Source organism: Chryseobacterium limigenitum (genome assembly GCF_900114875.1).
GTDB lineage: Bacteria > Bacteroidota > Bacteroidia > Flavobacteriales > Weeksellaceae > Chryseobacterium > Chryseobacterium limigenitum.
In genome coordinates, this window is record NZ_FPKW01000025.1 from 35,434 (window position 1) to 51,070 (window position 15,637).

16 protein-coding genes are annotated in these 15,637 nt (G+C 34.2%); 6 read left to right on the forward strand and 10 right to left on the reverse strand.

From position 1 onward, the window contains the following. Positions 1-32 precede the first annotated feature (32 nt). Genes coaE through ruvB form a run of 4 tightly spaced genes read right to left on the reverse strand, consistent with a single transcriptional unit; the run spans position 33 to position 3,207 of the window. A complete protein-coding gene (gene coaE / locus BT156_RS19665) occupies positions 33-659 on the reverse strand; it encodes a dephospho-CoA kinase (RefSeq protein ID WP_072412639.1) in 627 nt (208 codons plus the stop codon). A 9-nt stretch (positions 660-668) separates the two neighbouring features. Next, positions 669-1,535, reverse strand: a complete 867-nt coding sequence (locus BT156_RS19670) for an MBL fold metallo-hydrolase (RefSeq protein WP_072412640.1) — start codon at positions 1,533-1,535, stop codon at positions 669-671. A gap of 34 nt (positions 1,536-1,569) precedes the next feature. Beyond that, complete coding sequence (locus BT156_RS19675) at positions 1,570-2,178, reverse strand: FMN-binding negative transcriptional regulator (protein WP_072412641.1); 609 nt, start codon at positions 2,176-2,178, stop codon at positions 1,570-1,572. Positions 2,179-2,184: 6 nt separating this feature from the next. Beyond that, entirely contained in the window at positions 2,185-3,207 is a 1,023-nt protein-coding gene (gene ruvB / locus BT156_RS19680; protein WP_072412642.1) for a Holliday junction branch migration DNA helicase RuvB, read from the reverse strand. Positions 3,208-3,407: 200 nt separating this feature from the next. On the opposite strand from ruvB, the gene hutI reads away from it, so the two are divergent. The 3 genes from hutI (at position 3,408) to BT156_RS19695 (ending at position 7,075) form a co-directional block, all read left to right on the forward strand. Next, positions 3,408-4,631, forward strand: coding sequence for an imidazolonepropionase (gene hutI / locus BT156_RS19685; RefSeq protein WP_072412643.1), 1,224 nt, complete (start codon positions 3,408-3,410; stop codon positions 4,629-4,631). Positions 4,632-4,727: 96 nt separating this feature from the next. Beyond that, complete coding sequence (gene hutG, locus BT156_RS19690; RefSeq protein WP_072412644.1) at positions 4,728-5,648, forward strand: formimidoylglutamase; 921 nt, start codon at positions 4,728-4,730, stop codon at positions 5,646-5,648. A gap of 134 nt (positions 5,649-5,782) precedes the next feature. Beyond that, positions 5,783-7,075 (forward strand): aldehyde dehydrogenase family protein, encoded by a 1,293-nt coding sequence (locus tag BT156_RS19695; protein ID WP_072412645.1) that lies wholly within the window; start codon positions 5,783-5,785, stop codon positions 7,073-7,075. Positions 7,076-7,158: 83 nt separating this feature from the next. Here the strand turns inward: BT156_RS19695 and pyk are convergent, their stop codons facing one another. The 6 genes from pyk to BT156_RS19725 form a co-directional block, all read right to left on the reverse strand. Continuing rightward, on the reverse strand, positions 7,159-8,604 hold the full coding sequence (pyk, locus tag BT156_RS19700; RefSeq protein WP_072412646.1) for a pyruvate kinase: 1,446 nt from the start codon (positions 8,602-8,604) through the stop codon (positions 7,159-7,161). Beyond that, positions 8,597-9,070 carry an IPExxxVDY family protein gene (locus BT156_RS19705; protein ID WP_072412647.1) on the reverse strand — a complete coding sequence of 158 codons (474 nt, stop codon included), beginning with the start codon at positions 9,068-9,070 and terminating at the stop codon, positions 8,597-8,599. The genes pyk and BT156_RS19705 overlap by 8 nt, the downstream gene beginning before the upstream one ends. Next, on the reverse strand, positions 9,048-9,806 hold the full coding sequence (rnc, locus tag BT156_RS19710) for a ribonuclease III (RefSeq protein WP_072412648.1): 759 nt from the start codon (positions 9,804-9,806) through the stop codon (positions 9,048-9,050). Before rnc ends, BT156_RS19705 begins: the two co-directional genes overlap by 23 nt. Positions 9,807-9,815: 9 nt before the next feature. Further along, a complete protein-coding gene (gene fabF, locus BT156_RS19715) occupies positions 9,816-11,060 on the reverse strand; it encodes a beta-ketoacyl-ACP synthase II (RefSeq protein WP_072412649.1) in 1,245 nt (414 codons plus the stop codon). 35 nt (positions 11,061-11,095) lie between these two features. Beyond that, positions 11,096-11,335, reverse strand: a complete 240-nt coding sequence (locus BT156_RS19720; protein ID WP_002976354.1) for an acyl carrier protein — start codon at positions 11,333-11,335, stop codon at positions 11,096-11,098. Between the two features lie 417 nt (positions 11,336-11,752). Continuing rightward, a complete protein-coding gene (locus BT156_RS19725) occupies positions 11,753-12,478 on the reverse strand; it encodes an AAA family ATPase (RefSeq protein ID WP_072412650.1) in 726 nt (241 codons plus the stop codon). Positions 12,479-12,691: 213 nt separating this feature from the next. On the opposite strand from BT156_RS19725, the gene BT156_RS19730 reads away from it, so the two are divergent. The 3 genes from BT156_RS19730 to BT156_RS19740 form a co-directional block, all read left to right on the forward strand. Beyond that, on the forward strand, positions 12,692-13,648 hold the full coding sequence (locus BT156_RS19730) for a beta-1,6-N-acetylglucosaminyltransferase (RefSeq protein WP_072412651.1): 957 nt from the start codon (positions 12,692-12,694) through the stop codon (positions 13,646-13,648). 360 nt (positions 13,649-14,008) lie between these two features. After that, positions 14,009-15,256, forward strand: a complete 1,248-nt coding sequence (locus BT156_RS19735) for a site-specific integrase (protein ID WP_072412652.1) — start codon at positions 14,009-14,011, stop codon at positions 15,254-15,256. Between the two features lie 99 nt (positions 15,257-15,355). Beyond that, the coding region (locus tag BT156_RS19740) for a transposase (RefSeq protein WP_072410988.1) at positions 15,356-15,637 on the forward strand (282 nt) is incomplete at its 3' end.

Here is a 15,637-nt window from a genome sequence, read left to right on the forward strand (position 1 = left end):
AACTCGCTAGATTTTTCTAACGAGTTTTTGTTTTATTCTATATCGAAAATAATCCGTTCGGTTTGTTCCTTTAGATCTTCGAGATTGGTATTGTTATAAATAATGTAGTCTGCGAGCTTTATCTTGTCTTTTTCAGACATTTGCTTCTCCATAATGGCTTCTATTTCGCGGTAGGTTTTTCCGTCCCTATCCATTACTCTTTTGGTTCTTATGTTGTCTTCCGCAGTTACCAACAGAGACTTATAGCATTGTTTATTAAGTTTTAACTCAAATAATAATGCAGTCTCCTTAAAAACTAAATATTTGGTTTGTTTTGCCAGCCACTCTTCAAAATCAATGCGAACAGCAGGATGAATGATTTCATTTAATTGATGAAGAAGATCTTTATCGTTAAAAACTTTTTCTGCAACAAATTTCCTGTCGTAAAGTCCTTTTTCATCGTAAGATTCTTCGCCTAGAAGTTCTTTAATTTTAACCTTCAATTCATCATTGTCATTAACAATCGTTTTTGCCCTGTCATCCGAGTAATAAACGGGAAACCCGCACTCTTCAATAAAATGGGCAACAGTGGTCTTTCCAGAACCTATTCCGCCAGTTAATCCAATGACTTTGGATGATGGTGGTTCTGCTTTCTTTGTTTCTGAATGTAAGTCTTCCATAATTAAAAATTAATATCCAAAAACATCATTAAAACTAAAGGTTTCATCAAGTCTTACTCCTTTTTCGGTCATTTTAAGACTTGCTAATTCGTTGTGAGCATCGTGTTCGAAGAACAGTAGATATTCGTTATCCACACACTGCTTCAGGAATTTTGATTTTTCCTCCATTGTTAAAAGAGGTCTTGTATCGTAACCCATTACGTAAACAGGGTTAACGTGTCCCGCAGTTGGAATAAGATCCGCGGCAAAAACAATCGTTTTTTCCTGATACTGGATCACCGGAAGCATTTGCTTTTCTGTATGTCCGTCAACAAAGATAACGTCCATTTTCAAGTCCGGAGCAAAACCATAATTTCCGTTTGCCGGAAGTGGCAAAAAGTTCAGTTGCCCGCTTTCCTGCATCGGAAGAATGTTTTCCTTTAAGAAGCTTGCTTTTTCTCTTGGATTAGGCTCAGTTGCCCACTGCCAATGGTTTTCATTAGTCCAGAACTGTGCATTTTTGAATGCAGGTCTGTAGCCGCTTTTGTCGTCATTCCATTCGATCGCTCCACCGCAGTGGTCGAAGTGAAGGTGAGTTAAGAAAACATCGGTGATATCTTCCTTTACAAAACCATATTTTTTTAAGTTTTTATCTAAATTATCGTCCCCCCAAAGAGAGTAGTGACCGAAGAATTTATCATCCTGCTTGTTTCCAAGACCACAGTCTACCAGGATTAATTTTTTTCCGTCTTCAATTAATAAAGAACGGGTTCCCAATTCAATTAAGTTTTTTTCGTCTGCCGGGTTAGTTTTCTCCCACAGACTCTTTGGGACGACTCCGAACATTGCGCCGCCGTCCAGCTTAAATTTTCCACATTGTATAGGATATAACTTCATATATATTTTGATTAGTTTATTTTAATTGATAAAATTATTTAATATTTTTCATTCTTTCAGCGATTTTTTTTCCATTCTCGTCTGTATTTTCAAGATTGGAAATAATGTTCTGAAAGTCTGCTTCTTTTCTGTTTTGAGACAATTTTTGTTTAATAAATATTTCAGTAGGAATTATTTTTATCCCAAAAGCGCCTTTCATTTCTTTTTCTACAAATTCCCGTCCCATTTTCTCTACAAACATCGGGCATTTCTGAAAATTTTCATATTTGGAAGTTAATTTTTCAAGATGATTGTAAAGTTCTTCCTGATTCATTAATTCTACTTTTCCGTAGATCTGTACCGCTTCATAATTCCAAGTTGAAACATTCACATGATCATACCAACTGCTGGAAATATAAGCATGAGCTCCCAGAAAGTCACATAAAACTTCATCACCGTTTTTTAATGTTTTCGCCTGAGGATTTGCTCTGGAAATATGGGATTCAATATAAATATTTTCAGGATCATCTTCATTAAGCACCATCATCGAATGAGTTGCTCTGATCTTTTCGACCGAAGAAATAAGTAAAGCAAAAGCATTTTCTTTGATGATCTGTTTCATCAATTGATAATCTTCGCTTCTGTATATTTTAGGTATGAACATAGATTGTTAAAATAATTCTCCTGGGTTTCTAGGAATAGCAATATTTAAATGTTTGTAGGCTTTGTCAGTAACTTCTCTACCTCTTGGCGTACGAATAATAAACCCTTCCTGAATCAAAAACGGTTCATAAACTTCTTCCAATGTTTCAGGATTTTCCGCAATAGATGTTGCTAAAGCTGAAATTCCGACAGGTTTTCCCTTGAAGTTTTCGATCATGACGCGCATGATCTTGTTATCCATTTCGTCTAGTCCGAATTCGTCTACATTTAAAGAATTCAAGGCATATTTTGTGATATTAATTTCAATTTCGCCATTTCCTTTTATTTCAGCAAAATCTCGAACTCTCCTTAAAAGAGCATTCGCAATTCTCGGAGTTCCACGACTTCTTCTCGCAATTTCAAGGGCAGCATCTTCATAAATTTTTATTCCTAAAACTCTTGCACTTCTGATAATAATCATAGATAAAAGTTCAATAGAATAATATTCCAGTCTGCTTTGAATCCCAAATCTTGCCAACATTGGTTTGGTCAGCATACCACTTCTGGTTGTTGCTCCCACCAATGTAAAAGGATTTAGTCCGATCTGTACACTTCTTGCGTTTGGACCCGTTTCAAGCATGATATCAATCTTAAAATCCTCCATCGCAGAATACAAATATTCTTCTACAATAGGAGAAAGACGGTGGATTTCATCAATAAAAAGTACGTCGTTTTCTTCAAGATTAGTCAATAATCCAGCTAAACTTCCCGGTTTATCCAAAACAGGGCCGGAAGTTATTTTACAGTTTACCCCAAGTTCATTGGCGATAATATTGGATAGAGTAGTTTTACCAAGACCGGGTGGGCCATGCAAAAGAACATGGTCTAGAGCCCCGCCACGTTTTTTTGCAGCAGTAACGAAAACTTCAAGATTTTCTAATGTTTTTCTTTGCCCTGCAAAATCTTTAAAGCTCTGCGGACGAATTTGTTCTTCCTGTATGAGCTCTTCATGGGAGTAATTTTCTTTATCTGGATGTAAAAAATCTGGCATTAATTCATTTCATTTACCTCAAAGATAGGAAAAATTGAGGTTAAGATTAGGGTTGAGGTTGAGATTATTTAAGGTTGAGATTTAGGGCAGGGCTATCATTGGGAAAGGGAATGTTTATGTTTTAAAAGATTGAGATATTTTAAGTATTTTTGAGATGAAAAATTTTAATTAAAACAGACTTTTAGTCTTAATAATAAATAATGAAACTGATAGGACCTTTCAAGCAGGTTGTAACACTTGCCAATCTTCCGTTAAGAGGAAAATTATCTGACGAACAATTAGAAATTATTACCGATGGAGGAATTTTAGTAAATGACAACAAAATTCAGAGTGTTGGAAATTTTGAAGAATTAAAATCTGAAAATCAAAATATAGAGGTCGAGAGCATTGAGGGCGAACAAATTGTTCTTCCCGCTTTTGTTGATTCTCACACGCATATTTGCTTTGGTGGAAATCGTGCGAATGATTTCGCTATGAGAAATGCTGGAAAAACTTATCTGGAAATTGCAGAAAGTGGAGGAGGAATCTGGAGTTCTGTTCAACATACAAGAAAGGCTTCTGAAGAAGAATTATTAAAAACTTTATTAGAAAGAATCGATTTTCTACTCTCATTAGGAATTACCACAATTGAAGTAAAAAGCGGTTATGGTCTTGATGTAGAAAACGAACTGAAAATGCTTCGAATGATCAAAAAAGCACAGGAACAAACTAAAGCAACTTTGGTTCCGACTTGTCTTTCTGCTCATTTGAAACCTAGAGATTTTGAAGGCAGTAATCAGGAATATTTAAATTATATCATCACTGAAATTTTACCAAAAGTAAAAGAAGAAAACTTAGCAAAGCGAGTTGATATTTTCATTGAAAAATCAGCATTTCAACCGGAAGAAAGTAAAGATTTCTTGCTTAAAACTAAAGACTTAGGTTTTGAAATTACAGTTCATGCAGATCAATTTACACCCGGAAGTTCAAGAATTGCGGTTGAAGTTGGTGCGAAATCTGCAGATCATTTGGAAGCTACAATTGATGAAGATATTGAATTTTTAGCTCAATCGAATACGGTGGCAACAGCTCTTCCAGGCGCGAGTTTAGGATTAGGCGAAAAATTTACTCCGGCCAGAAAATTGTTGGATGCAGGAGCAATTTTAGCCATTGCAAGTGACTGGAATCCCGGTTCTGCACCGATGGGGAATTTAATTACTCAAGCTTCAATTTTAGCAACTTTTGAAAAATTAACAACAGCAGAAGTTTTGGCGGGAATGACTTTCCGTTCTGCTTTTGCTCTTGGTTTGGAAGACAGAGGAAGATTAGAAAACGGTTTGAAAGCAGATTTTGTAATTTTTAAAACAAACAACTTCCAAAATGTTTTATATAATCAAGGGAGTTTAAATGCTGAAAATATCTATATTGACGGAAATAAAATTTAAAATAACCAACCACACATATTGTCATTTTGTAAGAAGCTAAATTAACCAAATCGAGTTTTTTATCAACATGACAACAACACACAAATTATTAAAAAAATGAGCAATATTTGGCAAGGTAGATTTGACGGAGAAGAAGCTCTTTTCCACAGAATATTTCAGAGAGTAAGAGAAGAAAGTAATTACGACAGTATTTCAACTAATGATTTCGTTTTACACGGTTTTGCAGTTGACGAGGGCGTTCGAAGAAATAAAGGAAGATTGGGAGCAAAAGAAGCTCCAGATGTTATCAGAAAAAATATGTCTAATTTTCCTGTGATTCTTCCTGACTTTTCATTACTTGATTTTGGAAATATTACCTGTGAGGACGGAAATTTAGAAAACACTCAAAATAACCTTGCGAAAAATGTCTCAAAAGTTCTTTTAAAAGGTGGAAAATCACTTGTTTTGGGTGGTGGACATGAAGTGACTTATGCCCATTATCTAGCTGTAAAAACGGCCTTTCCTGAGCAAAAAATAGGTATTATTAATATTGATGCTCATTTTGACAACAGGCAGCCTGAAAATGGAGTAGGACCGAGTTCAGGAACCGGATTTTGGCAAATCGCTCAGGAAGGTGAAATCAACTCTTTACACATCGGAATTCAGAGAAATTCAAATACACTTAAATTATTTGATACCGCTCATCAATATGGAATGAAATATATTCTGGCAGATGAATTGTTTTTTGAAAATCTTCCGTCAATTTATCAAAGAATTGATGATTTATTAAATGAAGTAGATTTTGCTTATCTCACCATTTGTATGGATGTTTTTAACGCTTCGATTGCGCCCGGAGTTTCGGCCGCTGCATACAATGGAATCTTTGCTGATGCAACTTTTATGCATTTTTACAGACATATTTTAAAGAATCCAAAACTGATTGCGTTAGATGTTGCGGAAGTTAATCCAAGCCATGATATTCAGGACAGGACAGCAAGATTAGCATCTTGTCTGGTGAACGAATGGTTTATGGTATGACATAACTAATATATTCAATAGAAAAAATCATTATTTTATTTAATCTAAAGGAACTAAATTTGTTGCTTTGATCATGCTTTTAAGAGAAAAGCATTTATAAATTCATTATTTGAATTTAAATTGAGAATTACGTTATGGAACAATTAATTGAAAACAAGCTTATTAAAGCTGACTTGGCTTTTTCGGGTTGGAAAAAGGTGTCGTTTGAGGAAAGACAAGGATTAATCAGAAAAGCTGCTGAAATTTTAAAGAATAATTCTGAAAAATTTGGTACAATCATTACCACAGAAATGAATAAACCGATTTCACAATCGATTGCTGAGGTGGAGAAATGTGCTTTAATGATGAATTATTATGCTGATGCAGAAAATATTTTAAAACCAGAAAAAATTGATTCTGAATTTACGTATTCTGAAGTTCATTATGCTCCAAAAGGGGTGATTTTAGGAGTAATGCCTTGGAATTTTCCTTTCTGGCAGGTATTGAGATTTGCTGTTCCTGCAATTTTGGCGGGAAATACGGTTGTTCTGAAACATGCTTCAATTTGTTTCGGAAGCGGAAATGCTATTGAACAAGTTTTATTGGAAGCAGGTTTTCCGGAAGGTGTTTTCCAAAATCTGGAAGTAGGACATAAAGAAGTAAAAGGAATTCTTGAACATGATGTAGTAAAAGGAGTAAGTCTTACGGGTAGCGGGAAAGCTGGAGGAGAAGTGGCTTCAATAGCAGGTTTAAATATCAAAAAATCCTTGCTTGAACTAGGCGGAAGTGATGCTTTTATTATTTTTGAGGATGCTGATCTTGATAAAGCTTCAAAAGAAGGAGTGAAATCAAGACTTCAAAATTGTGGACAAACTTGTACTGCTGCAAAAAGATTTATTATTGATGAGAAAATAGAAGATGAGTTTCTTCCAAAATTCATTGAAGAATATAAAAAATACATTCCTACAGATCCGATGAATAAAGAAACCTTGATTGGCGGGATGGCAAGACCTGATTTAGCCGATGATCTTGAAAATCAATTTAAAAAAGCTTTAGAAAACGGAGCAGAAATTATTATTCCATTAGAGAGAATTTCTGATACTGAATTTAATCCTGGATTGATAAGAGTACAGGAAGGAAATCCAATTTTACAGGAAGAATTATTTGGACCGCTTGGAATGATTATGACTTTTAAAAATGACGATGAAGCTTTGCAAATGGCAAATGATATTCCGTTTGGACTTTCTAATTCGGTTTGGACGAATAATAAAGACCGTCAATTATTTTTCATTGAAAACTTAGAATCAGGAACGGTAAATATCAACAGAATGACAAGTTCTGACCCGCGTTTTCCTTTTGGCGGAACAAAGGCTTCAGGATATGGAACAGAGCTTTCATTGCACGCTTTAAAAGAGTTTGTGACTGCTAAAACGATTGTAGGAAACTAATCTTTTAAATGATTATATTTTTCAGCTATAAAACAAAAAACTCTCGAAAATATCGAGAGTTTTTTGTTTTTGTATGATTGAGATTAAACCGTAGTCAATCTTAATGTATTCGTTTTACCACCTTCGTAAGATGGAGTAGCGTTGATGTTGATTACGAAATCTCCTGTTTCAATATAACCGTGATTATGCGTCAACATGTTTACTTGGATAATTGTTTCATCCGTAGGTTTTTTCATATCATAGTAATAAGCACGAACTCCCCAAAGTAGGTTCAACATCGTGATTACTCTTTTATTTCCACTGTAAACAATGATATGAGAATTTGGTCTGTGTGCCGAAAGTTGGAAGGCCGTATATCCAGAATGCGTTAAAGTAACAATTGCTGAAACGTTTGTAGTTTTTGCAATTCTTACTGCTGCAAGACATACTCTGTTTGTGATAAATCTCTCATCAATACAGTTGTAGTCTTTTTCCATTGGCTCGTTTTTGTGTTGATAGAAGCTTGTCTTCTCAATATTCAATACAATCTTAGCCATATTTTCAACCACCTGAATTGGGTATCTGCCCACAGAAGTTTCTCCTGAAAGCATTACCGCGTCAGCACCGTCCAATACAGAGTTGGCAACATCGTTTACCTCCGCTCTTGTTGGTGTTAAGCTGTTGATCATCGTTTCCATCATCTGAGTTGCGATAATAACCGGCTTAGAATAGAATCTTGCTTTTTCAACCAAGTTTTTCTGAATTGCAGGAACTTCTTCCATTGGAACTTCTACACCTAGATCCCCACGGGCAACCATTAAACCGTCGCATTCTAATAGAATTTCGTCGATGTTTTTAACACCTTCAGGTTTTTCAATTTTAGCAATGATCGGCGTTTTGAATTTTCCGTTCGGGTGAGCTTTGATAAGCTCTTTTAAGTCGATAATATCCTGGGCATGACGAACGAAAGATAAAGCGATCCAGTCAACCTCCATGTCAAGCATGAAATTAGCATCCTGAATATCCTTTTCTGTCAAAGCTGGAAGAGAAACGTTTGTATTAGGAAGGTTAACTCCCTTTTTAGAACTCAACGGTCCCCCTTGAATTGTTTTTGCCTTTACTGTATCTATTTTGTTGGTTTCAATAACCTCCAACATTAGTTTTCCGTCATCAATAAGGATTTTCTCTCCAACATTTACATCCTGAGGAAACTGTTGGTAAGTCATATAAACCTTTGTAGAATCTCCTTCCATCTTTTCGTTGGTGAAAGTAAGAATATCTCCAGGGTTAAGATAAGAACCCTCTTTTACAACCCCAACTCTTAATTTAGGCCCTTGTAGATCTCCTAAAATACTTACAGAATATCCGTGTTCTTTATTAAGCTCTCTAATAGTATCAATATTAGTACGAACCAAGTCGTAATCTGCGTGTGAAAAATTTATTCTAAAAACGTCAACACCTGCTCTCATAAGTCCTAACATAACTTCTTTCGATGATGAAGCCGGCCCAAGTGTTGCGATAATTTTTGTCTTCTTTAAATGCTTATTCATAATACTGGATAATTTGATAAAGTTCCTCTTCAGAACTTAGTGTATAATCTTGAATTGGAAAAACAAGATTTTCAGGGAGCAAAATTACGGAAAAATCAGGAAACTGTTCCGAACTATGCAGAATATATTCTACATCTACCTGATTATTTAATAAAAATTTAATATTTTCTTCTTCTGTGAAGAGCTCAGTTTGTAGTTTTTTTTGTTTACTTTCTGATGATCTGTTGGAGATAAAAGTAAAGCAAGTCTTTGTAAACTTGTGGTATGCCTCAAATCTTGGAAAATAATAATCAAAATAAGCTCCATGAAGGATCACATCTTTCTTTCTTGAAAAAGTAAGATCATTATCTCGATTTATTTTAAAGAAAAACTCATGATCGGGTATATTTTTCGCTAATCTTACCAATCCTATGGCAATATCTTCAAATTCTATATCGTCTAGATCATAAAGTTTTTGGATTTCCAAGTATATTTTCTTTTTTGTTTAAAATATAAAATGCCCTCTGTGCTGCCTTCTCTTCTGCTTTCTTTTTGGAGGTTTCCGTGGCATTGGCTATTTTTTCTTCTCCAAGCCAAACATGACATCGGAAGATGATCGCTTTATTTACCTGGACTTCCTCACAAGTTTCGTACTTTATATTCAATTTCTTCTTCTGGCTCCATTCGAGCAGAAGACCTTTGTAGCTTACAATCTTATTTTCAAGCTTATTTATTTCGGATGGTGTTAAAAGTCTTTCCAAGATGATCTTCTTGCAGGTATCATAATGAAAGTCCAGATAAACAGCACCGATTAACGCTTCAAATAAATTTCCGGAGATGTTCTCACCTAAAGCCACAGAATTTTGTTTAAGCAAAAGGTCTGTAAGTTTTAAGTCTTCACCTAATTTATTAAGATTCTTCCTATTAACAATCTTAGATTTCATTTGTGTTAAATATCCTTCATTAGCCTGAGGATAAGCTTGAAACAAATGACAAGAAATAATTGTACCCAAAACAGAATCTCCCAAAAATTCAAGTCTTTCGTAATTGCTGTCTTGATTTTTAGAAGAGCTTTTCAAAGAAAAAGCCTCACGGTAAAGAGCAACATTTTGTACCTCAGCACCCAGCATCTTATTCAGATGAGTACTAAGGAAAGAATCTCTTTCCGATAATTTTTTTCTTTTTTTGAGAAGGAATTTAGAAATGTATTTCTTTAACTCCATTCAGTAAATTTAGATTTTCGTAAATAGAACGCAGGCATTGTGCCCACCAAATCCAAAAGTATTACTCATGGCTACTTTTACATCTTTCTTCGCCGCTTCGTTAAATGTAAAATTAAGTCTGCTGTCGATATTTTCATCATCAGTAAAATGGTTGATGGTTGGAGGAACGATACCATGAATAATAGTTCCTAACACAGCAATAGCCTCAATAACTCCGGCTGCACCCAAAAGGTGACCTGTCATTGATTTTGTAGAATTGATCTGAATGTCATAAGCATGCTCACCCAATAATTTTGAAATTGCGTTAGATTCTGCAACGTCTCCTAATGGAGTAGATGTACCATGCATATTGATATGATCTACTTCATCAGCAGTTAGCCCTGCATCTTCCAAACAGTTTTTCATTACTAAATAAGCTCCTAAACCTTCAGGATGTGGTGCTGTCATGTGATATGCATCAGCACTCATACCGCCACCTTTCAATTCTGCATAGATTGTTGCTCCACGTTTTACCGCATGCTCATATTCTTCAAGAATAATCGTTCCTGCACCTTCACCTAAAACAAATCCATCTCTGTCTTTATCAAAAGGTCTTGAAGCTGTTTTTGGATCATCGTTTCTTGTTGAAAGAGCCATCATAGCATTAAATCCGCCAACACCACTTGCTGTAACGGCAGCTTCAGAGCCTCCGCATACAATCACGTCTGCTTTTCCTAGTTGGATCAGCATTTTTGAATCAATAATGGCATTCGCAGATGAAGCACAAGCAGAAACAGTAGTATAATTCGGTCCGTGGAAACCATACTCGATAGAGATGTGTCCAGGAGTAATGTCAGCAATCATTTTAGGAATAAAGAATGGGTTAAATCTCGGAATTTCCGTATTTGCCCAACCTAAAACTTCTGTTTCAAAAGTTTCTAAACCTCCGATTCCGGAACCCCAAATTACGCCGACTCTGTTTTTGTCTACATTGTCTTCTATTATTCTAGAATGTGCAACTGCCTCTCTGGCAGCTACCATTCCAAGTTGTGTATTTCGGTCCATTTTCTTTGCTTCTTTCTTATCGAAATGTTGCAATGGATCGAAGCCTTTCACTTCGCAAGCGAACTTTGTTTTGAAGTTTGTGGCATCAAAAAGAGTAATCGGAGCAGCACCGCTCTCACCTTTAAGAAGATTTTCCCAGTATTCTTTTGCATTATTTCCAATCGGTGTTATTGCGCCAAAACCGGTTACAACTACTCTTTTTAATTCCATAAACTTTTTAAATTTTCTTTTTGTTGAAGAGAATATTATTTATTTACTACTTCTTCGATATAAGCGATAGCGTGCCCTACAGTAGTAATTTTTTCAGCTTGATCATCAGGGATTTGAATGTTAAATTCTTTTTCAAATTCCATAATTAGTTCAACTGTATCCAATGAGTCAGCTCCTAAATCGTTAGTGAAGCTAGCTTCAGGAGTTACTTCTGTTTCTTCAACGTCAAGCTTATCAGCGATGATAGCTTTTACTCTTGATGCAATGTCTGACATAGTAAATTATTTTTTTAATTGTTAGATTCTGCAAATATATAAAATTCTTTACGATAAAACATTTTTTTAGTCTTTTTTGTGGGTAGACTATCCTTATTTTATAGTTCAGAGATTTAGTCTTTTCGTTTTCAGCGGGTTATATTTCAATATTTTTAAAGGGTTGTATAATTAATTAAATATCATGTCTCATCTATCTGTAACATTGATTTGGTTTTTGGACTTAAAACAGGTTGGTATGGATTTCAAATGTTCGGTGAAGTGAAATTTTAGGCCATGTTAATATTTATTAAAGCTGATTATTTTTTCTTGGATGCCTCTTTATAATAAAGCAAAATTGAGTTTTATAACAAAATAAGGAGTATATTGATTTGGCGGAAATTTGTATCAATATGGACTTTCTCCAAGTGAAATTATGTCTTAAATATCATCGTCATTAAATAAATGGCGAAAATATAATTCAGGAGCATCAAGAAAGTTTTTTGTGATCTGATAATGCTCGGTGTCTTTATAATTAATTGGTTCAAGATTATTGTCTAAAGAATAGACAGTTGCACCGGGATAACTTAATAAGATAGGAGAGTGGGTTGCAATGATAAACTGTGCTTTTCCTGTTTTTTCCAACTTATGTATCACGGATAATAATGCAAGCTGACGTTGTGGTGAAAGAGCAGATTCTGGCTCATCCAGGATATAAATACCTTTATCAAAATGATTGTGAAACAATGCTAAAAATGCCTCTCCATGAGACTGTTTGTGCAAAGATTTCCCGCCATAGGCATCCAAAACGCGGAGGTCACTTTCGGCGACTTCATCGATATAGGTTGCAAAATTGAAAAAACTTTCAGCTCTCATAAAAAATCCCTGATTTATTTTTATTCTCCATGATAGAGTGAGAAAATCGGATAATGTATTTTCTGTTTTATGAAAGTCGTAGTTATGATTCCGGTTGCCTCCAGAAAGGTTAAAATCACATTTATCAGCGATACTTTCCATTAACGTTGATTTTCCGGTGCCGTTCTCGCCAACAAAGAAAGTTACGTTGGTTTTTAATTTTAAATCTAATCCATTTTTAAAAATAGGAAGATCGAAAGGAAATTCCTTTGGATGATTATCTTTTAAGTAAATTCGTGATAAATAAGCCATTTTATTTTGAAGTCAATATTTTTTACTGAATACATTTATAGCAAAAATGTGCCGAAATATAAGTCAAATATTTATTTCTATAGTAATAATTGCTGGTTGTCAATTAAATATTGATAATAGAAAGATGGTTTAATTGTCGTATATTGATAAAAATGTCTATTAATACTTTATAAAATAAGTTGTAAACATTCATAATTTTAAAAATAATATAAAATGAAAAATGTTTGCATAGGTGGAAACAATGAACAAATTGATTTTTCTAAAAAACCTATTAGCATTGCATATTTGATCTTGGTGCATCGATTGCCCGATCAATTTAAAAGACTTTTTACAGCAATTTACGAGCTGTCCAATTTTTACCTTATTCATATTGATAAAAAAGCAAGTCTGGAAATCGGTGAAGAAGTGACAGTTTTCCTCGAAAAATACCCGAATGTGCATATTCTTAAAAGTGAAACCGTGATTTGGGGAGGATATAGTATGGTTCAGGCCGAATTAGATGGAATAAATTATCTTCTGAACATGAATGCAAAATGGGATTATTTTATTAACCTCAGCGGACAGGATTATCCATTAAAATCACAGAAAATCATTAAAGATTTTTTATCTAAAAACAATGGTAAAAATTATATAAAATTTGCCGATCAGGAAAAAGTAAGACCTGAAACGATGAACAGAATTGAAAATTATTTTGAAGAATTAGAAGATAATATTTCGGATAAAACTCATAAAAGAGAGTTTATGAAAGATGTAATTCCTTATATCGGAGGGCAATGGATGATTTTAACAAGGAATTGTTGCGAGTTTATTTGTAACAGTACTGAAGTGAAAAAGTATGAAGATTATTATCTCAATACCCTTATTGCTGACGAATCTTTCTTTCAAACTGTCTTGATGAATACTTCGTTTAATGGAATTTTAGTTGATGATGATAAAAGGGCAATTATCTGGATTCCTGATGGTGATATTAAATTGCGTCCCAAAACTTTCACCGGAACTGATCTGGATTTTCTGCAAAAAGGGAATCATCTGTTTGCCAGAAAGTTTGATGATAATGTTGATGATAAAATAATTAACAGTATTGAGATTCAATACAATGACCCTATTAAAATATTGGCGAAAGTGATTGACGTGAAAAGTATCAGGAAAAGTGTTAATCACATGAATTAGCATTGAATTTTTGAAAAATCTAAAAGAATTGAAGTAAATCTAAAAGCTTAGTTTCGTACTTTATATTAGCTTTGATCAAATTTGGTCAAGGCTTTTTTTTATTGTGAAATGTTGGGTGAATAAAAAAACGTTGTAAAATATTTTACAACGTTTTTTGTGGAGTTGGAGGGAGTACTAATTGTTCAACTTTATACATCTTGTAAAATGTCTATTTTGTGTGTTTTCTTTTGGTTACAATGATTTTAGGTGATTTTAAAACTGATTTATTTTGATGTAAGTTGATGCGAATTTAAATAAATTGAAATTTACCGTACAAAAACCGTACAGTATTTTATATATTTGTACGGTAAAACAAACAGCTTGGCTACAATAAATTTTCTTTACCGTTCTACCAAAGAGCAAGCACCCCTCAACATAAGGTTATTATTTAGGTGTGAGGGAGTAGATTATGTATACGGGGCAAAAACCTTGCTAAAAGTAGATAAAGAGTATTGGGAAAAGTATCACGACCAAAAGCGCCCTAAAACTATTGAAATAGCAAACAGGCAAAGAGAGGTAAACGCAGAGATAAACGATATTCAGAACTTCGTTTTAAATGCGTTTGAAAAAGCCTTGCCGTCTGAGATTGATAAAGTTTGGCTACAAACAAAAATAGATAGCTATTATAACAGAGAACCCGATAAGGTTCGAATCCCGCAAGGACTAATACAGTTTGTAGATTATTATATACAAGAGAAAGGTAATGATATTACTCCCTCTACAGTTAAAAAGCTAAATGTAGTCAAGCATAAATTAGAACGTTACGAAAAAGAAAAAAAAGTAACCTTACTTATTTCGGAGATTAATGAACAATTCAAAAATAATTTTATAGCATACTGCACAAAGGAAAATTACGCTATTGGTACTGTGCAAAGAGATTTGGTATTTATTAAAACTTTTTGCAACTATGCCTACGAAAAAGGATTAGAGGTAGATAGAAACCTCAGCAAATTGCGAATAAAAGTAAAAAAAGAAATTAAGCATCCTTATTTATCACTTTTAGAACTTGAACAAATAGAGAAAGCGGAGCTAAGTGATAGTCTTTCAAATGTTAGGGACTGGCTAATTATTTCGTGCTATACAGGGCAGAGAATATCTGATTTTATGAATTTTAATACAAGTATGATACGTGTAGAAAATGGTAAATCCCTGCTTGAATTTAGACAAAAGAAAACCAATAAATTAATGACTATCCCAGTACTTCCTAAAGTAATGGAAGTATTAGAAAAAAGAGGTGGAGAGTTTCCTAACAAAATATCTGACCAGAAATATAATGATTATTTAAAAGAGGTCTGTAAAAAAGCGAAAATAAATCAAGAAATAGAGGGTAGTAAAAAAACAGAGATTGGAGCGAACAGCGGAAAATATCGAAAAGATGAGGGGGTGTATGAAAAATGGGAACTTGTATCTTCGCATATAGGACGGCGTTCTTTTGCTACCAATTTCTACGGTAAAATACCTACAAGCCATTTAATTTTTATGACTGGGCATACTACCGAAAGAATGTTTTTAGAATATATAGGGAAAAGTACAAAAGATACTGCTCTTGAACTTTTTAATTATTTTTAGGCTTTATGATTACGCACATTATAGATGAAAATGGTAACTCAGTACTGGAGTTGCTAACTTTGTTAGGACACAATTCTTATACTCTTTATCTTTAAGAGTATGAAAAAGATCAGAAAAAATTACAGTCTAGAGTTTAAGATCCAAGCAGTATCTTTAAGTGAGCAGCGAGGCAATGTATCCTCGGTAGCTGAAGAATTGGGGATCTGTAAAGAAAGTCTCGTTAATTGGCGAAAACTTCACAAAGAAGGTAAACTTAGCAAGGAAAAACAAATATCCTCTGATCCAATAAGGGAAGAGTTATTGAGACTTCGCAAAGAACTAGAAGAAACAAAGCTTGAACGTGATATCTTAAAAAAGGCGGTAGGCATCTTCTCCAAGAGA